This is a genomic window from Pseudomonas sp. NPDC086112, assembly GCF_044746425.1.
Taxonomy (GTDB): domain Bacteria; phylum Pseudomonadota; class Gammaproteobacteria; order Pseudomonadales; family Pseudomonadaceae; genus Aquipseudomonas.
In genome coordinates, this window is record NZ_JBIVCD010000001.1 from 204803 (window position 1) to 228722 (window position 23920).

Here is a 23920-nt window from a genome sequence, read left to right on the forward strand (position 1 = left end):
GGGCTTGCTCGCGAAGAACGATAACGCGGTAAACCTGCCTGCCTACGTGACTCACCGTTCATTCCCGGACTCCAATACCTGCACCAACAGGAACTGGCACTAAACCATCAGCCCATCCACGCGTTATCCCTATGACGCCGGTGCTGCATGCCGCCATTGAGTACAGGAGATTTTGCAACGTGAGTAACAGCAAGAGGTACACCTTCGGTCTGGCGCTGGCCTTGTTATCGGCAACCGCTGCCGCAGAACTGCCTCAGAGCTCGATTCTGACCCGTTACGGGGTCACCTCCGATCAACTGCCAAAACCGGCCGCGATCGAAACCGCCAAACCTGCCAAACCCATCGAAGAAAAAACTCGCTTTCAAATCCAGCCGGAACAGCCCTGGGTGACAGTGCGCCTGGGCGACGGTAAGCAACCGGAGAAAACCGGCAATATCAGTATTGATCGTTCGATGCAGCAGGAACGGGAGCGTTGCCAGAGGATGCAGGAACGACTGATGCTGAAAGGAGGGCAGTCCTTTTCCTGCGATAACAATATTCTGGGAACTCACTGAGCATAACGGGTGACCCTGAGCATAATGCCGGTTAGTTAAGCCGTAATGCGATCTGTAGCAGCTGCCGAAGGCTGCGTTCGGCTGTAGCAGCTGTCGAGCTTGCGAGGCTGCGTTCGGCTGCGCAGCAGTCGTAAATCCGGCTTGACGACTGCTGCGCAGCCGAACGCAGCCTCGCAGGCTCGACAGCTGCTACAAAGAGTGCGTCGTGGCTTAACTAACCGGCATTAGGCGATCAATAACCCTGCGCACGATCGATCTCACCGAGCATCGGCTCACCCCGTTGATGTCGACGAATATTCTCCAGCAACACACCAAAGGCACTTTCTGGCTGGGTCATCGCCGCGATGTGCGGTGTCAGCAGAATCTGTGGGTGGTGCCAGAATGGATGATCCACCGGTGCCGGTTCCTGCTGCAGCACATCAAGGACCGCGCCGCTCAAATGCCCGCTGTCCAATGCCTCAAGCAGATCGCCTTCCACCAAATGCCCGCCACGGCCCATGTTGATCAGCGCCGCGCCTCGGGGCAGTTGCTCAAACAGCCTGCGATCAAGAATGCCCAGGGTCTGTTCGGTCAGCGGCAATACACACAAGAGAATGTCGCATTGGCTGAGGAACGCTGGCAGCTGTTGGTTGCCGGCATAGCAATCGACCCCCTGAATGTGATGGGCACTGCGCGCCCAGCCTGACAAGGCAAAGCCCAGCGGCTGCAAGGTTGTCAGAATCTGCTGCGCCTGAGCGCCGAGCCCCATCACCCCGACCCGACGCCTGGCGGCCGGTTGCAGCAAGTGCGCTTGCCAGCAGCGGGCCATTTGTTGCTGGCGATAGCGCAACATGTCCCGGTGCAGGCTGAGCACGGCAAAACTGGCGTATTCGCACATGCCACGGGTGATGCCGGGGTCCAGCAGGCGCACCACCGGCAAGGTCGCTGGCAGGCGATTGAGGTCGAGTTGATCGACGCCAGCGGACAAGGCAAACAGCACTTGCAGATTGGGCAGCACAACCTCGAGATCTTCGGGTGCCTGCCACGCGGCCAGGTACTGAATGTCCTTCGGGTCGCCGATGTCCGGCCACGCGCGCCATTCGATATCCGGGGCGTGTTCGGCGAACAGCGCTTTCCACTGTTCGCCGCGCACAGGGTCAGCTTTATACAGCAGGGCCATGGGCATTTCCTGAAAGGTGAAGGTGCTGCCCATCATCGCGCAACGCCAGCGCAGGATCTGTCGAAAGCACCGGGGTTAACGCGTTGTGTGAGGTTCTATCGGCCATCCACCGGCAGATTCGGCGGGTTGAAGGAATCTGCCGTTTGGCGGGGTGAAAACAGTCGATCCGAATTTCTCAGGGGGCAAGTTCGGCGTAGTTCGTTTCGCGCAAGCCTTAACCTGAACACCATCGCAACCACTTCCCGGTTGCCGGACTCACGATGGGAAATGCCATGAACAGCAAAGTCGACGAAACCCCTCATTTGCTCCGTCAGCGCGATCAATTCGTGCCACGTGGCCTGGTTACCGCGCACCCGTTGGTGATCGATCGGGCCCAAGGTTCAGAATTGTGGGACGTGGACGGCAAGCGCTACCTGGACTTTGTCGGCGGTATCGGTGTGCTGAACATCGGCCACAATCACCCGAAGGTGGTCGCGGCGGTGCAGGCGCAGCTGCAAAAAGTCTCCCACGCCTGTTTCCAGGTGGTGGCCTACAAGCCTTATCTCGACCTGGCTCAGCGCCTGTGCGAAATGATCGGCGGTCAGGAATCCTATAAAGCGGCGTTCTTCACCTCCGGCGCCGAAGCCGTGGAAAACGCGGTGAAGATCGCCCGCGCCCACACCAACCGCTCGGCGGTGATCGCCTTTCGCGGCGGGTTCCACGGCCGGACCTTGCTCGGCACCACGCTGACCGGCATGAGCCAGCCCTATAAGCAGAACTTCGGGCCGTTCGCGCCGGAGGTCTTCCACACTCCGTATCCGAATGCCTATCGCGGCGTGACCGGCGACATGGCGCTCAAGGCGCTGGACGAATTGTTGGCCACCCAAGTGGCGCCCGAGCGGGTCGCGGCGATCATCATCGAGCCGGTGCAGGGCGATGGCGGTTTTCTCTCGGCACCGACGGAATTTCTCCAGGCCCTGCGTGCCTTGACTGAAAAGCACGGCATTGTGCTGATCCTTGATGAAATCCAGACCGGTTTCGGTCGCACCGGTAAATGGTTCGGCTTTCAGCACGCCGGCATTCAGCCGGACCTGGTCACTGTCGCCAAAAGCCTGGCCGGTGGTTTGCCGCTGTCCGGTGTGGTCGGCAAAGCCGAGATCATGGACGCGCCGTTACCCGGCGGCCTCGGTGGCACTTACGGCGGTAACGCGCTGTCATGCGCGGCGGCGCTGGCGGTGATCGAGGCTTATGAGCAAGAGCAGTTGCTGGCCCGTGGTGATGCTTTGGGCGAACGTCTGCGTCAGGGCTTGTTGAGCTTGCAGGCTCGTTACCCGCGTATCGGCGACGTGCGCGGTAGCGGCTTCATGCTGGCGATCGAGCTGATCAAAGATGATGCGCACACCCCGGATGCCGACCTGAACCAACGGCTGATCGACGAAGCCCGAGCCGGTGGCTTGCTGGTGATCAAGTGCGGCGTGTACCGCAACGTGCTGCGCTTCCTCGCGCCGCTGGTGACCACCGAAGCGCAGGTCGACGAAGCGCTGCAGATTCTCGACGCGGCGCTGGCACGAGTCTTGAACTGAGCTCACGCCTGCTCCGGGCGGTGCCACATGGCATCGCCCGTGAGCATTTATGGAGCATGGATTGATGGAATGCATCATCGGAGGCTTTACACACCATGGGGCTGACTGATTATCGAGCGTTGTTGATCGATTGCGATGAGGTCCTGGTGGATCGCGATTCCGGGGTCTGGACGGCGTTGCAGCCGCTGCTCGACAGCCGTGGCGGCCACCCGGACAAGGCACAGATACTGGCCGAATTCAGCGAGGTGGTGCATGCGCTGTACCCGCGCTTCGGCGAGCTGGGGTTCAGCGGCTTGCTGTGTTTCGCCCACCGTCAGTTGGCCGAGCGCTGGGGGCTGAAAGCCAGTTGGGAGGAGGGCATGAGCTTTGCCCGCTCGGTGGCGGGTTGGTCGTTGTTCGAAGACGCGCCCGGCGCCATGCTGTACCTGCGCAAGTTCTATCGCCTGTTGGTGCATGGCGATCGTGATGCCGAGGATCGGGGCCTGCTGTGCGAGCGTCTGGGAATCATGCCCGACGATTTCATTTCACTGGCCAGTGATCCCTTGCAGGATCGCGACTGGCTGGCGGCCAATGAGCTTGATGCCAAAACCATCCTTCAGGTGACCCGGCCTTCCGCCCGGCAGAAGGGCGCGGGCGCTGTCTGTCTGATCTGTCGCGGCCGGGGCAAACACCCGACGCCGTGCGCGGCGGATTACTGCATCAACAGCATGGCGGATCTGGTGGCTCAGCATCAGCTGTCTTTACGGCGCTGATTTTGCTAGAAGATTGTCTTACAAACGGCAGTCAAGAGGTACGCAATGGAAGGTTTAGTAAAACTGGACCGGATCGACATCAGCATCTTGGTTGAGCTGCAAAAGGATGGGCGCATGACCAACGTCAGCCTGGCCGATGCCGTGGGCCTGTCGGCCAGCCCCTGCCTGCAACGGGTCAAACGGCTTGAGTCGGCCGGGTACATTTCCAGCTACAAGGCCCATCTGAACCTGGCCAAGATCACCGACTCGGTCACGGTATTCACCGAAATCACCTTGAGCGACCACAAGCGCGAAGACTTCGCCAAGTTCGAATCCAATATCCGTCTGGTCGATGAAGTGCTCGAATGTCACCTGATCAGTGGCGGCTACGATTACCTGGTGCGTTTCATGACCCGCAGCATCCAGCATTATCAGGAAGTGATCGAAAGCCTGCTGGACAAGAACATCGGCATCTCCAAGTACTTCAGCTACATCGTCATCAAATCACCCGTGCTCAAGGACGGCGTGCCGCTGCGCAAATTACTGCGTCACTGAAACTCCCTCCGCGAACACATCCATCGTCCATTCCATGCCCCGGCAGCCTGCCGTCCCCCATGTGGGAGCGGGCTTGCTCGCGAAGGCGGTGTGTCAGGCAACATTCATGTCGACTGACACTCCCTCTTCGCGAGCAAGCCCGCTCCCACAGGTTTTTCGTGTCTGTCGATGAAGTTTTTGGGAATGCACCTCGACTGGACATGGGGGCCGCAGAACCTCTCTGCACGCTTCACACTGGCGCAGGCCGCATAAACAGCTGTTTACGCGGCAAAAACAGTCTTCATTTGCGTAATGAGCAATGAATTCGGGACGAAGCGCAAAATAGCCTGCGTTGTAATGCGTTCAGAGAGAGGGGCCGATCGTTGCAGGGCTGCAACGATCCGTTGAACAACACCAATCGGAGCGCAAAAAATGCGAATGAGCCACGCAAAAAAAGCACTGTTGGGTTACGGCGTCTTCCTGCTGGCAAGCAGCAGCGAGGCGCATCAAATCTGGTACGAGCAGCCACCGGGGCAACCCCTGGCGTTGTACTACGGGGAATATGACAAGAACATGCTGGAAGTCACACCGGGCGGGATGGACCGGTTCCGGCAACTCAAGGGCTGGTCGATCAGCAACAAGTCTCAGCCGTTGAACCTGACCTTACAGCGCCAGGCGTTTGCCGTGGCGCATCAAACCAAAGCGGATGACTCGCTGCTGGCCGAGGACGCGCATTACCCGATCTTCGACCTTCATGAAGGCGATAAAACCCAAAAGGCTTACTGGACGCCCGCCACCCGTTGGGTCGGTGACTTGCGTGCCCGCACACCGGAACTGACGCTGGATATCGTGCCTACCGGTGTCGCCGATGCGGGCAAGGCGCAGTTCCAGGTGTTCTATGCGCACAAGCCCTTGGCTGATCAGGACGTGGTGCTGGAAACCGGTTCTGGCGAAGTGTTTACCCGACGCACCGATGCGACCGGCAAGGTCAGTTTCGAGCTGCCTTGGCAGGGCACCTATGTGGTGGCCGTCGAATACAAGGACCACACCGCCGGCGAGCGCATCAATGCCCAGGGCCAGGCCGAACCCTTTGATGTGAAGAGCTTCAGTTCGACGCTGTCGTTCTATCAAAAGGAAGGTCAGGTACCCTTGCCGCGGACGCCGTCGCAGCTGCCGGCATCGGAAGTTGCCAGGCTGAAGAAACAGGGCTGAGCCAGCGGTAGTCCACTGACCACGACATGAGTGACTGATATGACCCTATCTACAGGTGTGGCAGGGCAGGCGGGAAGTGTTTCCCCTGCGCTTGCTACCAGCGCTGCAAAAACCAATACCCGGATGCTGGCCATCGATGCCTTGCGCGGCTTCGTCATGCTTTTGATGCTCATCGACCACGTGCGGGAAACCTTTCTGCTGCACCGCCAGGTCACCGATCCGATTGATGCGCTGAGTGTCACGCCGGACTTGTATTTCACCCGCATGCTCAGCGAGATCTGCGCCCCGGTGTTCATTTTCCTCACCGGCTTGTCGGCCTGGCTCTACAGCCAGAAACACACGGCCAGCGAGACGTCAGTGTTCCTGCTCAAGCGCGGGTTGTTCCTGGTGTTCCTGGAGCTCACATTCGTCTGCTTTGCCTGGAACGCCGAGTTCCCGCCCAAAACGTTGTGGCTGCAAGTGATCTGGTGCATCGGCATCTGCATGATCGTGCTCGCCGGGTTGCTGCACTTCAAACGCGGTTGGCTGATCGTGCTCGGGGTGGCGATTGTCGCCGGGCACAACCTGCTCGATGGCGTGACCGTGGGGCCGGAGTCGCCGTTCTTCGTGCCGTGGTCGATCCTGCATCAGCGGGTGTTCATCGACATCACCGAATTCACCCGGGCTCGCACCACGTATCCGGTGTTGCCGTGGATCGGGGTGATTCTGCTGGGCTGGGCCATCGGGCCGTGGTTCGGCAAGGACATGGAACCGGCCGAGCGGATTTCCCGGTTGCTGAAAGTCGGTGTCGGCCTGCTGGTGGCGTTCGTGTTCATTCGTTACCTGAACGTCTACGGCGAGAAGCCTTGGGTGCAGACCGGTGACTCCCTGCGCACGTTCATGAGCTTCATGAGCGCGAAGAAGTACCCGCCGTCGCTGATGTTCCTGATGCCGACCCTCGGCCTCGGGCTGATCCTTCTGGCGTTGTTCGAGAAGGCCCAGGATCGCTGGTCCACCGCGACCCTGGCGATCTACGGCGGTGCGCCGATGTTCTTCTATTTGCTGCACCTGTACGTACTCAAGGCCATGTACCTGGTAGCCGTCGCCATCTGGGGCGCCAATCAGGGCACCTATTACGGCTTCGATGACCTGCCCATGGTCTGGCTGTGGAGCGTGATCCTCGGGGTGTTGCTGTTCTTCCCGACGCGTTGGTTCGCCAACCTCAAACAGCGCCGTCGCGACATCGCGATTCTCAAATACCTCTGATTGCCCTTCGGTGTCCCCCATTCGGCGGGACACCTTGCCTACCTGCTACGTACGACTGATTTTCCAGGAGTCAAACTGTGAAGACATTGACCACGCACGCCCTGCTTTTGGCCTTGGGAGGGCAAAGCCTGCTCGCTCAGGCCTCGGAACAAGACAATGCCAAAGGTTTTTTAGAGGACGGCCAATGGAACCTGCTCAATCGCAGCGTCTATGACCGTCGCGATTATGAACACGGCTCGCTCAGCAATGGCGCGCGCAATGCCTATAAACCCAGGGCCCAGCGCAGTGATCTGGCGGAGGAATGGGCTTATGGTCTGATGGCCGATGTGGCCTCGGGTTTCACCACCGGCACCGTAGGCTTTGGGTTGGACGCGCACCTGTATTCCGGCTGGCAACTGGACAGCGGAGGCGGGCGCGCCGGCAAGGCCCGACTGCTGGGCGTCGACAACGAAGGTCACCCCAAAGACGAGTTCAGCCGAGGCGGCGCGGTGGCCAAGCTGCGTTTTTCCTCCACCGAATTACGCTACGGCGAGCAGCGAGTGAAAACCCCGGTGTTCGGTTCATCAGACAGTCGCTTGTTGCCCGAGACCGCCACCGGTTGGCTGCTGACCAGCCGCGAACTGCCCGGCACAACGTTGTATGGCGGGCACTTCAATGAGAGCACCGACCGTAATGCCACCAGCCATGACCAGGGCTTCGTGGTCAATTACTCCAACGGCAAACAGGGCAACAGCTTCGATTTGATCGGCGTGCGTAACACCTCGATCAAAGGGCTCAATGCCAGCCTGTTCAGTGCGGAGTACGACGAGACATGGCGTCAGCACTATCTGGGCGCGGTGTACACGCAACCGTTGGCCGCCGGCCAGGACCTGATCTTCGACCTCAATCTGTATCGAACCCAAGACACCGGCAAAGCCTTGTCCGGCCGTATCGACAACACCACCTGGAGTTTTCTTTCCACCTACAAGGTCGGCTCCCACAGCTTCGGCCTGGGTTACCAAAAGGTCGATGGCGACACGCCCTACGACTACGTGACCCGTGGCGCGATCTACCTGAGCAACGCGGTGGCGCTGTCCGACTTCAACGCACCCGAGGAAGCGTCCTGGCAGGCCCGCTACGATCTGAATATGGCCGGCTACGGCGTTCCCGGCCTGACCTTTGGCGCACTGTATGTGCGCGGCAGCGGCATCGATGGCAGTCATATGGACCCGAGCGGTGGTTACAAATGGCTGGGTTACGGGCAGGGCGGCAAACATTGGGAACGAGATCTGCAAGCCAAGTACGTGGTGCAGTCGGGACCGGCGAAAAACCTTGGGTTTACCCTGCGGCATGCGGTCCATCGGGGGAATTCGGCGCAGGCCGAGCTGGATGCCGATCAGATTCGTCTGGCGATTGAATATCCGCTGGGTGGGAAGTTCTGAGGCACAGCCTTGTAGCCGCTGCCGAGCTCCTGAGCCTCCCACAAAGGATTTGCTGTGAGCCCGTTTTTTTGCGAACGCCACAGATCCAATGTGGGAGCGGGCTTGCTCGCGAAGAGGCCATAACATTCAGTATCCGTGTTGAATGTAAGTCCGCCTTCGCGAGCAAGCCCGCTCCCACAGGTTCTGCACCTACGAGAGCTACTAGTGAGCGCTATTTGACGGCATAAACCTTGCGCACGTACCGCGCACTGCTCCAGGCGCATGGCGCGCCTTGCGGTACGAACACGGTATCGCCGGGGTTGACGGTTACGCGGGTTCCATCCGGCGCCTGCAAGGTCACGCTGCCTTCGAGCAGGTGCATCAGCTCGTTGAGTTTGTGCGCTCGGCCATGGCGAGTGTACGGCGTCGAATCCCAGACACCGACGCGCAGATCAGTGGCGTCGTCTTCGAAGGCATTGCGGGAGCGGCACTGCGGCGTAGGACCGATCAGTATTTGCGGTTCCGGGGCTGCCGAAGGGGACAGCATTGCCAATGGGTCGAGTGCGGTCAGCCCCGGCGTCGGTTTGGCGGTGGGGCTGGTGACGGCGCAGAAGGCCCAGCAGGTATCGGGTTGTGCCTGAAGCTTGAGCGCCGTACCGCGACCGATCACGGCGCTGGCACCGATCCCCAGTTCCAGCATCTGCTCCGCGGATTGCAGCGCGACATGCCCGGCGTGGACCACGATCACTTCGGTGTGCGGAAAGTCATCGATATCGAGGGTTTTGCTGGTGTGAACAATGCCCGCCGATACGCCGTCGGGCCCGGTGTAGGCGACCTGGCGACCGTCCATGAACGGATCGATGGAGCTCAAGGGTGCTGTTTTGAAAGGCGTAGAAATACGGCTGCCGTCGGCGCGAGCCAACAGCAGAACGGTAGGTTGAGACATGCGGGTGACGCTCCCTGCAAATGGGGGGGAGAAGGTGTTGGATGGCGCTTGTTTCATCGCGCGCCGGAGTCAACCAATGGCTTGGGTGACGAGGGCAAATTGGCGAACGCCGCTGACCGCTGGCGGCGGTGTACCGAGTGCCATTTGTGCCACGGTGTCGACCTGTTTGAGGCCGGCCAGCTCCAGCCATTCGCCCAAGCCACTGTCCGCTGGAATGTCGATCCGTACGAAGGCGTCCGGCACCTCAGCCAACAACACGGCGATCATGCGTTTGGCCTGCTCGGGGGTTTCGGCGATGACCGGACCGATACAACGACCGCGGCCGAAGGGGCGCAACAGGGCGAAGGCTCGCAACTGACCGTTGCGTTCGATGCCCACCGAATGCTCGACCACATCAAACAGATCCGTAAGCACCGCTTGGCGGTCGAGCCCACTGCCAGCGTTGGCCAGTTCCAGTTGACGAACCTGATCAGCCGCGCGCAGCGGGCGACATTCTTCACCGTCCGCCAGCGCTTCAAGCGCGGGTGCTTGCGCCTGGCCTTGATGCTGCTGAACCCGGCCGAATTCGACAAAACCCTGACTGGCGTAAAGCGGTGCGCCGGCGAGGGTGGCATTGAGCATCGGCGTGCATGACTGGCAAGCCTCAAGCGCAAGCTCCATCAACCGGCGACCGATGCCCTTGCCCTGATAGTCATCACTGACGATCACCAGGCCGATGGTCGCGTATTTGCCTTGCGGACAGGCGAACGCGCTGCCGATCAATCGCTCGCCATCGAGCACCACGAAGCCTTCGCTGACCCGCTGCAACATCGCCCAGTCTTCCAGGCGATGGGGCCACTTCAACTGCACGGACAAGGCGTGGGCCGAGGGCAGATCGGCGGCAGTCATCGGCCGATAGACATAAGTGGAAGGGTGCGAGGCGGACATGGCGAGTCTCCGTTTTCAGTGTGCGCGATCAACCGGTTTTCCGGCGCTAGGGTGCCTGTATCCCATCTGCGTGAAGGCCTGGCAAGGGGGCCGGATAGATTCGGCAGATTCCTCACGTCGAAGGCGTACAGACCACACTTACTACTTAATTGCCCCATAAGGTCGGCAGCAAATGCTTGGGCTTTTTTTCTACGATGGAGGCCTGAGTTCACGACTCGCCGTCCCTTTTTGGAGTGCTCCATGGATAGCTTCGATCCTCGCCTTATCGCTGTGCGCAGCGCTCACTTTATTGCCGGTCAATACCGCGATGCCCGACCGGGACTGAAAGTGGTCCGGCCTTCGGACGGCCAGGCCTATGCCCAGTTGCCGATCGCCGATGCCGACCTGGTAGATGAGGCGGTCAATGATGCCTGGCAGGCGTTTAATCGCAGCGACTGGGCCAGCCGTCCACCCCGGGAACGGGCGCGAGTCATGCGCCGTTGGGCCGATCTGATCGAAGCCGATGCCGCCGTCCTGGCGCCGTTGGAAGCGGTGGGTTCGACTCGTCCGCATAAAGATGTGATCGCCTGGGATATTCCTTATGTGGCGGAAGGCATTCGTTTTTTTGCCGAACTGGCGGACAAACACGGCGGCCATGTCGCGGCCACCCAGACTGATCGGCTGGGCATGCAGATCGCCGAACCATACGGCGTGATTGCCGCCATCGCGCCGTGGAATTTCCCGTTGAGTATGGCTTCCTGGAAAGTCGCCCCGGCGCTGGCCGCAGGCAATGCCGTGGTGCTCAAGCCGTCGGAGCTGACGCCGTTCTCCAGCCTGCGTTTTGCCGAGCTGGCGGTGCAGGCGGGCATTCCTGCGGGGATTTTCAACGTGGTGCAGGGCGATGGCCGCATCACCGGCGACGCTTTGTGCCGTCATCCGCGGGTGGGCAAGGTGACCTTTACCGGCTCCACGGCGACCGGGTCGAGCATCATGTCCACCTGTGCGCTGGTGGGGCCGAAACCGGTGACGCTGGAGCTGGGCGGCAAGAGCCCGCAACTGGTGTTCGCCGACGTGCCGGACATCGCGAAAACCGCGCGCACCGTGGCGCTGGCCATTACCGGCAACGCCGGGCAAGTGTGCGTATCCGGTTCGCGGTTGTTGATTGAACGTTCGATCATGGAACCGTTCATTGCGCACTTGCAGACGTATTTCGAAGAGCTGCGCCCGGGGCCGACCTGGTCTTCCGAGAGCACGCTGTCGCCGATCATTTCCCGGTTGCAGGCCAGCCGTATTGACGGCATCGTCCAGCGTTCGCGTCAGGCCGGGGCCGAGGTGTTGACCGGCGGCGGGTTGTTCGAAGGGCTGGGTGGGGCTTATTACCAGCCGACCTTGCTGGCGGGTCTGGACAACCAGAACCCGGCGGTTTGCGAAGAGATCTTCGGCCCGGTGCTGACGGTGCAGGCGTTCGATGATGAAGAGCAGGCATTGAGCCTGGCCGCACACGCCACCTACGGCCTGGCGGCGGGGGTGCACACCGCTGACATCAATCGTGCGTTGCGGCTGGTCCGGCGTCTGGAAGCGGGCACGGTGTGGGTCAATCGTTACGGGCGCAGCAACGACTACATCCTGCCAACCGGCGGCTACAAACGCTCCGGCATCGGCAAGGATCTTGGGCGCGAAGCGTTCGAAGCGAATTTGCGTTTCAAGAGTGTGCTGATCGATATCGTGCAGTAGGGCGATACGCAATCCCTGTGGGAGCGGGCTTGCTCGCGAAAGCGGTGGGTCAGGTGACATCAATATCGACTGTGCCGCCGTCTTCGCGAGCAAGCCCGCTCCCACAGGTTTCGCATTATCAAATTTCGAATCATCGACAAACGGGCGCTTCCTGACGGACGCGCCCGTTTTCGTTCCGCCCGGCGCAGGTTCTGCCGTGAATGCGGGCGCTGTTGAGCCTTGCGCGGCCATCAAGGTCCATAAACGCGCACAAATACGGGGTTTGCCCAAGGCTGGAGCGAGCCGCAAAGTCTGCTGAGGGGGGTGGCTAAAACGGTGGTTTGTATCAAGCAGAGGTCGCTTTTAACGCCATCTGCTGGTTTCACGGTGTTGTAATGACCGTGTGCTGCAGCGTTGCATCGCCGCTCCCGAGACGCAGCGAATGCCTGTCGCGCCATGACCTCAACGAACTTCAGGACCGCACTCAATGAGCTTTCTTCGCCCCAAATTCATTACGTTCGACTGCTACGGTACGCTGACCAATTTCCACATGGGCACGATGACTCGCGAACTGTTCGCCGATCGCGTGGTGCCCGAGCAGATGGATCAGTTCGTCAAGGATTTCTCCGCCTATCGTCTGGATCAAGTGATGGGGGACTGGATGCCGTATGACGAAATCCTCAAGACCGCACTGGCGCGAGTCTGCAAACGTTGGGGCATCGAATACCGTGACGAAGGTCAGCTGTATTACGACGCCGTGCCGACCTGGGGCCCACACCCGGACGTGCCGGCCGGCCTGTCGAAAATCGCTGACAAGATTCCTCTGGTGATTTTCTCCAACGCCAGCGACAGCCAGATCATGTCCAACGTCGACAAACTCGGCGCGCCGTTTCACAAAGTCTTCACCGCCGAACAGGCCCAAGCCTACAAGCCGCGTCTGGCCGCATTCGAGTTCATGCTCGACAACCTCAACTGCGGCCCGGAAGACATCTTGCATGTGTCTTCGAGTTTCCGTTACGACCTGATGCCGGCCCACGACATGAAGATCAAGAACAAGGCCTTCGTCGCCCGTGGCCACGAAGTCCCGGCCAATGCCTTCTACGGCTACCAGCAGATCACCGACATCGGTGGGCTGGCGGCGCTGGTCGGTCTCTGAGTCGAACGGTAACGGCATTCTTCATTTGGCATAGGCGGGTTAGACATGGGCAGTGAATCCTACTGGCTCGACACTGCACCGGCGTTTACCGGTGCTCAGCCCGGTGCGTTGCCCGGGCAGGTCGACGTGGCCATCGTCGGTGGTGGTTTCACCGGCCTGGCGGCGGCTCGGGCATTGGCGCTAAAGGGCGCCAGTGTGGTGGTGCTGGAAGCCGGAAGGGTGATCGGCGAAGCCTCCGGGCGCAACGGCGGCCAGTGCAATACCGGCGTTGCGCAGGACTACGCCGGGCTGAGCGCCAGCCTCGGTGCCGACAAGGCCCGCGCTTATTACCAGGCCTATGAAAGCGCAGTGCAGAGCGTGGTGTCGCTGGTGGAGCAGGAGCAGATCACCTGCGACCTCAAGCGCAAGGGCAAGCTCAAACTGGCGGCCAAGCCGATGCACTACGAAGGCCTGGCGCGTACCTGCGAACTGATTCGCCGGGAAGTCGATGCCGAGGTTGAGTTGCTGTCTGCCGAGCAAACCCGTGCTGAAGTGAATTCGGCACAGTTCCACGGCGGCTTGCTGCAGCGCAACGGCGTGCAGATGCACGTCGGGCGCTTCGGTGTGGGGCTGGCCGAGGCGGCGGCGCGTCATGGCGCGTTGATCCATCAAGGCACGCCAGTAACGGACTGGAAAGCCCAGGCCGGCGGCTATCGGGTCAACACCGCCAAGGGGGCGCTGCACGCCGGACAAGTATTGCTGGCGACCGGTGCCTGTCAGCACGGCGGCCTGGGCTGGTATCGGCGGCGGATCGTGCCGGTCGGCAGTTTCGTGATTGCCACTGAAGTGTTGCCACAGTTCCTGATCGATCAGCTGCTGCCCGGTCGGCGCGCCTATGTCACCAGCCGCATGATCGGTAACTACTTTCGCCTGACCCCCGACAACCGCTTGCTGTTCGGCGGGCGAGCACGGTTTGCGATGTCCGACAGCGTGTCCGACGCCAAGAGCGGCAAGGTGCTGCAAGCGGCGATGGTGCAGATGTTCCCGCAGTTGGCCAACGTCAAGATCGATTACTGCTGGGGCGGACTGGTGGACATGACGTCCGACCGCTTGCCTCGGGCCGGTCAGCACGGCGGGGTTTATCACTCCATGGGCTACAGCGGCCATGGCGTACAGATGTCGGTGCACATGGGCCAGGTGATGGCCGAGGTGATGGCCGGCAAGGTCGAGGCCAACCCCTGGCGCGAACTCGACTGGCCGGCGATTCCCGGGCATTTCGGCAAGCCGTGGTTCTTGCCATTCGTGGGCGCTTATTACCGCTTCCAGGACTATTTGCATTGAGTTGATGTTGTGGCGTCACCGTCGTTTGCGTTTCCAGGACGCTCCGGTTAACCGCGAGCACTCGAGCCTCATTTTTTCGACAGGTACAACTGATATGACTGACAACAAAATCGACTCGACACTGATTTCCGGCCAGGAAAGCCTGCGGGTGTTCGAAGGCCTCAATCGCGGCATGTCGCGCCGCAACGCCTTGCAGATGCTCGGCGTGGTGGGTGTCGCCGCAGCTGGCGCCGGTAGCCTGTTCGGCGCCGCCGGCAAGCTCTTCGCCGAAGAAGCGGCGACCCCGGGCAAAGGCAAGCCGGGCGGGCGGATTCGCGTCGCCGGCATGTCCAGCTCCACCGCCGATACCCTGGACCCGGCCAAGGGCGCGCTGTCCACCGACTACGTGCGCCACTTCATGTTCTACAACGGCCTGACCCGTTTCGACAGCCACCTGGTGCCGCAACTGGAACTGGCCGAGCGCATCGACAACACCGACGCGACGCTGTGGATCATCACCCTGCGCAAGGATGTGACCTTCCACAACGGCAAGACCCTGAGCGCCGCCGACGTGGTGTTCTCGCTGTCGCGCCACAAGGACCCGTTGACCGGTTCAAAGGTCATGCCGCTGATGGCGCAGTTCGAAGAGATCAAGGCCACCGGCACCCACGAAGTGCAGATCCGCCTGAGCGCGCCGAACGCCGAACTGCCGTCGATCCTCGCGGTGTCGCACTTGTTGATCGTTCCCGAAGGCACCACCGACTTCAACCAGGGCATCGGCACGGGCCCATTCAAGGTCAAGGAATTCAAACCGGGCGTGCGCTCGATTGCCGCGCGTAACACCGGCTACTGGAAACCGGGCCTGCCGTATCTGGACGAGATCGAATTCATCGCCATTGCCGACGAACCGTCACGGGTCAACGCGCTGCTGTCGGGCGACGTGCACATGATCAACGAGGTCAACCCGCGCTCGACCACGCGGATCAAGGCCAGCGCCAAACACCGGGTCGTCGATGCGCCGTCGGGCAACTACACCGACTTGATCATCCGTCAGGACCAGATGCCGGGTAAAAGCGCCGAATTCACTCAGGCCATGAAGTACCTGCTAGACCGTGAACAGGTCAAATCCGCGGTGTTCCGTGGCTTTGCCGTGGTCGGTAACGACCATCCGATTTCCCCTGGTTCGCGCTATTACAACGCCGACCTGCCGCAGCGGGTCTACGACCCGGAAAAAGCCAAATTCCTGCTCAAGAAGGCTGGCATGGAAAGTATCAGCATGCCGCTGGTGGCATCGCCCGCCGCGACCGGTTCGGTGGACATCGCCGTGCTGTTGCAGCAATCGGCGAAGCAGGCCGGGCTCAAGCTCGACGTCAACCGCCTGCCCAGCGATGGCTACTGGTCCAACCACTGGATGAAGCACCCGCTGAGCTTCGGCAACATCAACCCGCGGCCGAACGCCGACGTGATGTTCTCGCAGTTCTTCCAGTCCAGCGCGCCATGGAACGAGTCGGGCTGGAAGAACGAGCAGTTCGACCAGTTGCTGATGCTCGCCCGCGGTGAAACCGACGACGCCAAGCGCAGCAAAATGTACGCCGACATGCAGACCCTGGTGCATGAACACAGCGGCATCGGCGTGCCGGTGTTCATCAGCAACATCGACGGCGTCGACCAGCGCATCAAGGGCTACGGCAGCAACCCCCTCGGCGGTTTCATGGGCTACATGTTCGCCGAGCAGGTCTGGCTGGATGCCTGATCGGCCACACACGGGTGTAAGCGGGGCTATTGCATGAGGGTAGGGCAATGAATAGCAACACACTGTGGTTGATCGGCCGGCGCCTGGGCGCGGCGGTCGTGACCTTGTTGATCGTGTCCATGGTGGTTTTCGCCATTACGGCGGTACTGCCGGGGGACGCAGCGCAACAGGCGCTCGGGCAATTCGCCACGCCGGAACAGGTGGCGGCCTTGCGCCTGAAGCTGGGGTTGGATCAACCCGGTGTGGTGCGTTACCTGCATTGGTTGATGAGTCTGCTCAGTGGTGACATGGGGCAGTCGGTGTCCAATGCCATGCCGGTCAGCGAGCTGATGGCCGGGCGGGTGCCCAACACACTGATGCTGGCGGCCGTCACGGCGCTGGTGTCGGTGCCGGTGGCGCTGATCCTCGGCATCGGTTCGGCCATGGGCCGGGGCGGGCGCATCGACAGCTTCCTCAGCTTTGTCACCCTGGCCCTGGTCGCGGTGCCGGAGTTTCTGGTGGCGACCCTGGCGGTGCTGATCTTTGCGGTGAACCTGGGCTGGCTGTCGGCGTTGTCCTATGCCAGCGACATCACCTCACCGCTGCAATTTCTGCGCACCTACGCCTTGCCGGTGATGACGCTGTGCTGCGTGATTGTTGCGCAAATGGCGCGCATGACCCGGGCGGCGGTGATCGATCAACTCGACAGCGCCTACGTGGAAATGGCCCGGCTCAAAGGCGTGAGCCCGATGCGAATCGTACTGCGCCATGCCTTGCCCAACGCCATCGGGCCGATTGCCAATGCCATCGCCCTGAGCCTGTCCTACCTGCTGGGCGGGGTGGTGATCGTCGAGACGATCTTCAACTATCCCGGCATCGCCAGCTTGATGGTCGATGCGGTGACCAACCGCGACATGGCGCTGGTTCAGGCCTGCACCATGCTGTTTTGTACGGCGTACCTGGGGTTGGTGCTGATTGCCGACCTGTGCGCGATTCTTTCCAATCCGAGGCTGAGAAACCAATGAACGATCTCATTGCGAAATCGGCGCCTGCCGGCCCCGAACTGGCGCTGGGCAAGGTCTCCCATGGGCCGTCGTGGCTCGGTCTGGTCGGCGCTGCGATGTGTGTGATCTGGTTGCTGGTGGCCATCTTCGGCCCTTGGCTGGCGCCGCACCCGGTAGGCGAAGTGATCTCCGACAACGTCTTCGACAGCCTCAGTGCCGCCTACCCGCTGGGCACCGATTACCTGGGCCGCGACATGCTCAGCCGCATTCTCGTCGGTGCGCGGTTCACCGTGGGCCTGGCGCTGGTTTCAGCGGTGCTGGCCAGCACACTGGGTACCGGATGCGCGTTGCTGTCGGTGGTCTCGCCGAAATGGCTGGACGAGGTGATCAGCCGTTTGATGGACGCCTTTATTTCCATCCCGAGCAAGATGCTGGCGCTGATCATGGTCTCGGCTTTCGGCTCCTCGGTGCTGTTGCTGATCTGCACCGCAGTGCTGAGTTTCACTCCGGGCGCGTTCCGCATTGCCCGCAGCATGGCAGTGAACATCGAAGCGCTGGAGTACGTGCAAGTAGCCCGTACCCGCGGCGAACGCCGGCTATATATCGCTTGCGTGGAAATCCTGCCGAACATGCTCAACCCGGTGCTGACCGATTTGGGGCTGCGTTTCGGTTTCATCGTGCTGTTGCTCAGTGGCATGAGCTTCCTTGGCCTGGGTGTGCAACCACCGGATGCCGACCTTGGTTCATTGGTACGCGAGAACATCGGCGGCCTCAATCAGGGCGCACCGGCCATTGTGATTCCGGCGCTGGCCATCGGCACCCTGACCATTGGCGTGAATCTGTTCATCGACCGACTCTCGTCACGGCGTAGTCGACGTGCGGGAGGTCATTGAGATGAGTGATTTGATTCGAGTCGAAGACCTGCGCGTGGTCGCCTGTGGCGAGCGCGGCGAGGTGGAAATCGTCAAGGGCGTGAGTTTCTCCCTGGCCAAAGGTGAAGTGCTGGCGCTGATCGGTGAGTCCGGCTCCGGCAAGACCACCATTGCCCTGGCGCTGCTCGGCTATGCCCGGCGCGGCTGCCGATTGGCGGGCGGGGTGGTGCAGGTCGGCGAACACGACATGCTGGCGTTGAGCGAAAGCGAGCTGCAGGGGCTGCGCGGTAACCGCGTTTCGTATATCGCCCAGAGTGCCGCCGCCGCGTTCAACCCGGCGAAAAAGCTTATCGACCAAGTGGTGGAGGGCGCCTTGATTCACGGTTTGGGCAGCCGGGCCGTGCTGGAAGCCAAAGCCATCGAGTTGTTCCGCGACCTGGCCCTGCCGGACCCTGATCACATCGGTCAGCGTTATCCGCATCAGGTGTCCGGCGGGCAGTTGCAACGGGTGATGGCGGCCATGGCGCTGATCAGCGATCCATTGCTGGTGGTGCTCGACGAGCCAACCACTGCCCTCGACGTGACCACCCAGATCGACGTGCTGCGCGCCTTCAAGCGCGTGGTCCGCGAGCGTGGCGCGACGGCGGTCTATGTGTCCCATGACTTGGCGGTCGTAGCGCAAATGGCCGATCAGATTGTGGTGCTCAACGGCGGTCAGATCTTCGAGCAGAGCGCCACCGCGCCGTTGCTCAAAGCCCCGGCCCATGAATACACCCGCAGCCTGCTGCTGGCGGCCCGCCCGGACACGACAATTCGCCCGCCTTGCGGCATCGCCGAAGAAACGCCGCTGCTGACCATCCAGGGGCTGACCGCCGGCTATGGCAACAAGAATATGCAAGGCATGCCGGCAATCCGCGTGCTGGAAGACATCGACCTGACTGTGCGCCGGGGCCAGGCCATCGGCGTGATCGGTGAGTCGGGTTCTGGCAAGTCGACCCTGGCGCGGGTGGTGGCCGGGTTGCTGACGCCCGCATTGGGCGGCCTGACGTTCGATGGCCAGCCATTGGGCGGCAGTTTGTCCGAGCGTACTGACGAGCAATTCCGACGGATTCAGATGGTGTTCCAGAACGCCGACACCGCGCTCAACCCAATGCACAGTGTTGGCACCATTCTGAGTCGTCCGCTGAAAATGTACTTCGGCCTCAAGGGCGCCGCACTGCGCGAGCGGATTGGCGAACTATTGGACCTGGTGCGCCTGCCGCGAGCCATGGCGGAACGACGTCCGAATGAACTCTCCGGCGGGCAAAAACAGCGGGTCAACCTGGCGCGGGCCCTGGCGGCGAAACCGGACCTGATCCTTTGCGATGAAGTGACCTCGGCGCTGGACACCGTGGTCGGCGCGGCGATTCTCGAACTGCTGCGCGACCTGCGTCAGCAACTGGGCGTGTCGTATCTGTTCATCAGCCATGACATCTCCACGGTGCGGGCGCTGTGCGACGACATTGTGGTGATGTACAGCGGCCACAAGGTCCAGGCCGGCACTCGGCAGTCTTTCGCCCAGGCACCGTTCCACCCCTACACAGACCTGTTGATCCATTCGGTGCCGGAACTGCGACAGGGCTGGCTGGAAAACTGCGGCACCACTTGCGGCACACTGCCGCCGATCGGCGCCAAGGCCAATGTGCCAGAGCTGTGCACCTTCCTCAGTCGCTGCCCGGTTCGGGTCGACGGCCTGTGCAATCGCACCGCGCCGAACCGGCGGATCATCGACGGCGGTAGCGAAATTCTTTGTCATCACGACGGTGCCGAGTTGCTGAAAACTCAGCAGGGTTTATCCACCATGAGCCTGGGAGCCTATGCATGAACGGGCGTTTTGTGAGGCTGGCCGAGCAGGGTCGGCCGAGCGTCAAACTGACGGTGGACGGTTCGCCCATCGAGGCATTGCGGGGCGATACGCTAATGGTCGCGTTGCTGACCCAAGGTAACGCGCTGCGCCAATCGGAATTCGATTCGGGCCGTCGCGCCGGATTCTGCCTGATGGGCGCCTGCCAGGATTGCTGGGTCTGGACCCGCAGCGGCGAACGCCTGCGTGCCTGCTCCAATGAAGTCCGCGAAGGGCTGGACATCGTCACCACACAACCGGAGGCGATATGGCCACTGCACGGCTGAGCACTCATCGGGTCGTTATCGTAGGCGCCGGGCCGGCCGGCATTCGCTGTGCCGAGACGCTGTTGGCGGCAGGCCTCAAACCGATCCTGATCGACGAGAATCGCCGGGATGGCGGGCAGATCTACCGTCGCCAACCCGAAGGGTTTACCCGGGATTACGTCACCTTGTATGGCACCGAAGCCGCCAAGGCCAAGGATTTGCATCAGAGCTTCGACCGTTTGCGTGAGCAGATCGACTACCGCCCAGACACCCTTGTGTGGAACCTGACGCCGGGGCAATTGTGCTGCGTCAGCCAGGGCAAGCATTCGACAGTGGATTACGACGAACTGATCCTGTGCACCGGCGCCACCGACCGCTTGATGCCGATTGAAGGTTGGCAGTTGGCGGGCACTTACAGCCTCGGCGGGGCGCAGATCGCACTGAAATCCCAGGCGGTGTCCATCGGCCATCGCGTGGTGTTCATGGGCAGCGGGCCGCTGCTGTATCTGGTTGCCAGCCAATACGTCAAAGCAGGCGCCACGGTTGCGGCGGTGCTCGATACCTCGCCAATCAGCAAGCGCATCGGCGCCTTGCCCAAGTTGTTGGCGCGCCCGGGATTGCTGTTCACCGGGATGAAACTTCTGGCGCAGCTTTATCGGGCGAAGATTCCGGTGCACTTGGGGATCTCCCCCCTGCAAGTACTGGGCGATGCCGCCAACGGGGTCAGTGGTGTGCGGATCTGCACGGCGAAAGGCGAAGCCCTGACGATCGATTGCGATGCCGTGGCCCTGGGTTATCACTTGCGCCCGGAAACCCAACTGGCAGACCTGGCCGGTTGCCGCATGCGCTTCGACGAGGCCTCCAGCCAATGGTGGCTGGCCGTCGATGAAGCGGGCCGGACCTCGGTCAGCGGTGTGTATGCCGCCGGGGATGGTTCGAAGATTCGTGGCGCCGATGCCGCCGAGCACGCCGGGCGACTGGTGGCGATGGCGTTGTTGGAGGATCTGCAGCAACCGGTAAACATCGGATTGCGCGACGAACAACGGCATGCGCTGGCGGTAATGGATGAGTTTCGCCTCGGCCTGGCCCAGGCGTTTCCCTGGCCTGCGGCGCAAGCCAAAGCGCTACCGGATTCAGCCATCGTCTGCCGCTGCGAGATGATCAGCGCCGGCGAGTTGCGCCGCACCGTGAGCGAGAAGGGCGCCTGTGAAGTCAATCGGGCCAAGGCCTTCAGTCGGGTCGGCATGGGCCGTTGCCAGGGCCGTTATTGCTCCCAGGCCGGGGCCGAAGTGATTGCCGCCGCCGCGGGCGTCAGCGTGCAACAGGTCGGTCGGCAACGCGGCCAGGCGCCGGTCAAACCCCTTTCGATGCTCACCGAGGAGGTGTCGCCATGACGCTACACAAAGCCGATGTCGTGATTGTCGGCGGCGGCCTGATGGGCTCGGCGGCGGCGTTTTTCCTGCGTCAACGCGGGCAGTCGGTGATTCTGCTGGAACGCGACCAGATCGGTCAGTACGCCAGCGGGGTGAACTTCGGCAACGTCCGGCGTCAGGGACGATTCCTCGGGCAACTGGAATTGGCCAACCGTTCCTGGGCGCTGTGGAGACGCCTGCCGGAATTGATCGACGACGACCTCGAATTCATCGCCAGCGGGCACATGCGCGTGTGTTACCGCGAAGACGAAATCCCCGAGCTTGAGGCCTACGCGGCGGCGCCCGAAGCGGCGCAGCTGGACTTGAAGATCTATCGCGGCGCTGAGCTGCACGAGCGTTTCCCATTCCTCGGGCCGGATGTGAAGGGCGGCTCTTATGCGCCCCACGATGGCCACGCTAACCCGCGCCTGGCCGCTCCGGCATTTGCCCGGGCGGCACGCCGCCTCGGAGCGCGGATCGAAGAACAGACCGAAGTCGCCGACGTGCAGAAGGTCGGCGGTGAGTTCACGGTGACCACCACCGATCGCCGCCAGTTCAGCGCCGAGCGCTTGCTGATCACGGCCGGTGCCTGGGGCCAGAAACTCTCGGCGCAGTTCGGCGAACCGGTGCCGCTGGACACCCACGGCCCGCAAATGGCCGTGACCGAACCGGTGCCCTACACCTTGCCGACGGTGATCGGCGTGTACACCAAAATTCCCGAGGAAGTGATCTACTTCCGCCAGATCCCGCGCGGCAACATCATCATCGGCGGCGGTTACCGGAGCAAACCGGACATGCTGAACCGCCGGGCCTATGTCGAGCCGCGCAGCATTCTCAATCAGATGGAGCAGATGCGTCGCCTGCTGCCGGGTGTCGGCAACCTGAACATCATTCGCGTGTGGAGCGGCATCGAAGGCTACCTGCCCGATTCCCTGCCGGTGATGGGGCCGAGCGGCAACGTTGACGGCTTGTACTACGCGTTCGGCTTCTGCGGCCACGGCTTTCAGCTCGGCCCCGGTGTCGGCGACGTGATGGCGGAACTGATCAGCACCGGCAGCACGAGTACCTCGATTGAGCCGTTCTCCATCCGCCGGTTCGCCCCTTCAGCCGAGCAACGGACAACTGAGCAAAGGAGCAGGGCCTCATGAAACCCCGTGTACTGGATATTCTCAAACGCCTGATGGCCTTCGACACCGTGTCGTCGGAGTCGAACATGGCCCTGATCGAGTACGTGCGCGACCTGTTGCTGAGCAAAGGCATCGAGTCGCTGATCGTCAAGGACGAGACAGGCAAAAAGGCCAACCTGTTCGCCAGCACCGGTCCCAAGGAATTGCCGGGAATTTTGCTGTCCGGGCACACCGACGTGGTGCCGGCTGCGGGGCAGGCCTGGACCTTTCCAGCGTTTCAGGCGACGGTGCAGGACGGCCGGATTTACGGCCGTGGCAGTTGCGACATGAAGGGGTTTATTGCTTTGGCGATCGACGCCATGCTCGATGCCGCCAACCATTCTTTGAGCCGACCGCTACAAATCGCCCTGTCCCATGACGAAGAAACCGGCTGCGTGGGTGTACGACGTTTGCTCGACGTGCTGCATCTGGCGCCGGTGCGTCCGTTTTTGTGCCTGATCGGTGAGCCGACCAACATGCAGTTCGTGCTGGGGCACAAGGGCAAGGGTTCTTACCGCACTTATTGTCGTGGGTTGGAAGCCCATTCTTCCCTGGCACCGCGTTCGGTCAATGCGATTCACGTCGCCTGCGACTTCATCGCGGCACTGCGCCAGAGCCAGCAGCAACTGCAAGCGCAAGGCGCGCAGGATGCGGATTACGACGTGCCTTACAGCACCGTGCATGTCGGGCAGATTGTCGGCGGCAAGGCGCTGAACATTGTGCCGAACCTGTGCACCCTGGATTTCGAGGTGCGTAACTTGCCGGCGGACAATCTGGAGCAGTTCCTGGAGCAGATGCGCGAGCGTGCCGAAGTGATCGTGCGCGAGGCGAAAAAGCTGTCTAGCGTGGCGGACATCGAGATCGAAACCCTGAACGTTTATCCGGGCCTCGATACGCACCCGAGCGTCGAAGCGGTGCGTTTCCTGAAAAACTTCGCCGCCCCGGACACCGGTACTGCCAAAGTCTCGTTTGGCACAGAGGGCGGGTTGTTCAAGCAGCGTCTGGATGTGCCCGTGGTGGTTTGCGGCCCGGGTTCGATCGAACAGGCGCACAAGCCGGACGAGTTCATCGAGATCAGCCAGATGGAGGCTGGGGAGCGGTTTTTGGATGGCCTGCTCGGTTCCTTGAAACTGTAATCAGGTCTTGTAGCAAATGGAGATCAAATGTGG

Annotated in this window: 21 protein-coding genes; 18 read left to right on the forward strand and 3 right to left on the reverse strand. The window is 61.6% G+C overall.

Annotated elements, in window-relative coordinates; genetic code table 11:
• Positions 1-179 precede the first annotated feature (179 nt).
• Positions 180-554 carry a hypothetical protein gene (locus ACIPLA_RS00880; RefSeq protein ID WP_218395166.1) on the forward strand — a complete coding sequence of 125 codons (375 nt, stop codon included), beginning with the start codon at positions 180-182 and terminating at the stop codon, positions 552-554.
• Positions 555-786: 232 nt separating this feature from the next.
• Here ACIPLA_RS00880 and ACIPLA_RS00885 read toward each other — a convergent pair whose 3' ends face one another.
• Positions 787-1713: a 2-hydroxyacid dehydrogenase gene (locus ACIPLA_RS00885; protein WP_401170635.1), complete on the reverse strand. Its 927-nt coding sequence runs from the start codon at positions 1711-1713 to the stop codon at positions 787-789.
• 272 nt (positions 1714-1985) lie between these two features.
• Here ACIPLA_RS00885 and gabT point away from each other — a divergent pair, with 272 nt between their 5' ends.
• The 6 genes from gabT to ACIPLA_RS00915 all read left to right on the forward strand — a co-directional run bounded on the left by gabT (position 1986) and on the right by ACIPLA_RS00915 (position 8418).
• Positions 1986-3275, forward strand: coding sequence for a 4-aminobutyrate--2-oxoglutarate transaminase (gene gabT, locus ACIPLA_RS00890; RefSeq protein ID WP_401170637.1), 1290 nt, complete (start codon positions 1986-1988; stop codon positions 3273-3275).
• A gap of 95 nt (positions 3276-3370) precedes the next feature.
• On the forward strand, positions 3371-4027 hold the full coding sequence (locus tag ACIPLA_RS00895) for a 2-haloalkanoic acid dehalogenase (RefSeq protein ID WP_218394925.1): 657 nt from the start codon (positions 3371-3373) through the stop codon (positions 4025-4027).
• Between the two features lie 45 nt (positions 4028-4072).
• Entirely contained in the window at positions 4073-4561 is a 489-nt protein-coding gene (locus tag ACIPLA_RS00900; protein ID WP_008055821.1) for an Lrp/AsnC family transcriptional regulator, read from the forward strand.
• Positions 4562-4978: 417 nt separating this feature from the next.
• Complete coding sequence (locus tag ACIPLA_RS00905; protein ID WP_401170641.1) at positions 4979-5752, forward strand: DUF4198 domain-containing protein; 774 nt, start codon at positions 4979-4981, stop codon at positions 5750-5752.
• Between the two features lie 39 nt (positions 5753-5791).
• Positions 5792-6997 (forward strand): DUF1624 domain-containing protein, encoded by a 1206-nt coding sequence (locus ACIPLA_RS00910; protein ID WP_063343677.1) that lies wholly within the window; start codon positions 5792-5794, stop codon positions 6995-6997.
• Between the two features lie 77 nt (positions 6998-7074).
• Positions 7075-8418 carry an OprD family porin gene (locus ACIPLA_RS00915; protein WP_192344689.1) on the forward strand — a complete coding sequence of 448 codons (1344 nt, stop codon included), beginning with the start codon at positions 7075-7077 and terminating at the stop codon, positions 8416-8418.
• 211 nt (positions 8419-8629) lie between these two features.
• Here the strand turns inward: ACIPLA_RS00915 and ACIPLA_RS00920 are convergent, their stop codons facing one another.
• Positions 8630-9343, reverse strand: coding sequence for a cupin domain-containing protein (locus ACIPLA_RS00920; RefSeq protein WP_401170645.1), 714 nt, complete (start codon positions 9341-9343; stop codon positions 8630-8632).
• A gap of 69 nt (positions 9344-9412) precedes the next feature.
• Positions 9413-10270, reverse strand: a complete 858-nt coding sequence (locus ACIPLA_RS00925; protein WP_401170648.1) for a GNAT family N-acetyltransferase — start codon at positions 10268-10270, stop codon at positions 9413-9415.
• A gap of 240 nt (positions 10271-10510) precedes the next feature.
• Here ACIPLA_RS00925 and ACIPLA_RS00930 point away from each other — a divergent pair, with 240 nt between their 5' ends.
• The 11 genes from ACIPLA_RS00930 (at position 10511) to argE (ending at position 23887) form a co-directional block, all read left to right on the forward strand.
• Positions 10511-11983, forward strand: a complete 1473-nt coding sequence (locus tag ACIPLA_RS00930; protein WP_401170650.1) for an aldehyde dehydrogenase family protein — start codon at positions 10511-10513, stop codon at positions 11981-11983.
• Positions 11984-12449: 466 nt separating this feature from the next.
• Complete coding sequence (locus ACIPLA_RS00935) at positions 12450-13118, forward strand: haloacid dehalogenase type II (protein WP_192344685.1); 669 nt, start codon at positions 12450-12452, stop codon at positions 13116-13118.
• A gap of 45 nt (positions 13119-13163) precedes the next feature.
• Positions 13164-14438 carry an NAD(P)/FAD-dependent oxidoreductase gene (locus tag ACIPLA_RS00940; RefSeq protein WP_401170653.1) on the forward strand — a complete coding sequence of 425 codons (1275 nt, stop codon included), beginning with the start codon at positions 13164-13166 and terminating at the stop codon, positions 14436-14438.
• Between the two features lie 94 nt (positions 14439-14532).
• On the forward strand, positions 14533-16170 hold the full coding sequence (locus tag ACIPLA_RS00945) for an ABC transporter substrate-binding protein (RefSeq protein ID WP_401170655.1): 1638 nt from the start codon (positions 14533-14535) through the stop codon (positions 16168-16170).
• A gap of 47 nt (positions 16171-16217) precedes the next feature.
• Positions 16218-17174: an ABC transporter permease gene (locus ACIPLA_RS00950; RefSeq protein WP_192344682.1), complete on the forward strand. Its 957-nt coding sequence runs from the start codon at positions 16218-16220 to the stop codon at positions 17172-17174.
• Positions 17171-18046, forward strand: coding sequence for an ABC transporter permease (locus ACIPLA_RS00955; RefSeq protein WP_192344681.1), 876 nt, complete (start codon positions 17171-17173; stop codon positions 18044-18046). Before ACIPLA_RS00950 ends, ACIPLA_RS00955 begins: the two co-directional genes overlap by 4 nt.
• 1 nt (position 18047) lies before the next feature.
• Positions 18048-19889, forward strand: coding sequence for an ABC transporter ATP-binding protein (locus tag ACIPLA_RS00960; RefSeq protein WP_401170659.1), 1842 nt, complete (start codon positions 18048-18050; stop codon positions 19887-19889).
• The gene (locus ACIPLA_RS00965; protein ID WP_218394936.1) at positions 19886-20194 is read left to right on the forward strand and encodes a (2Fe-2S)-binding protein; all 309 of its coding nucleotides are present in this window, start codon (positions 19886-19888) and stop codon (positions 20192-20194) included. Before ACIPLA_RS00960 ends, ACIPLA_RS00965 begins: the two co-directional genes overlap by 4 nt.
• Complete coding sequence (locus ACIPLA_RS00970) at positions 20176-21567, forward strand: FAD-dependent oxidoreductase (RefSeq protein WP_401170661.1); 1392 nt, start codon at positions 20176-20178, stop codon at positions 21565-21567. The genes ACIPLA_RS00965 and ACIPLA_RS00970 overlap by 19 nt, the downstream gene beginning before the upstream one ends.
• Positions 21564-22733, forward strand: a complete 1170-nt coding sequence (locus ACIPLA_RS00975; protein ID WP_401170664.1) for an NAD(P)/FAD-dependent oxidoreductase — start codon at positions 21564-21566, stop codon at positions 22731-22733. The genes ACIPLA_RS00970 and ACIPLA_RS00975 overlap by 4 nt, the downstream gene beginning before the upstream one ends.
• Complete coding sequence (gene argE / locus ACIPLA_RS00980) at positions 22730-23887, forward strand: acetylornithine deacetylase (RefSeq protein WP_401170665.1); 1158 nt, start codon at positions 22730-22732, stop codon at positions 23885-23887. The genes ACIPLA_RS00975 and argE overlap by 4 nt, the downstream gene beginning before the upstream one ends.
• Positions 23888-23920 lie beyond the last annotated feature (33 nt).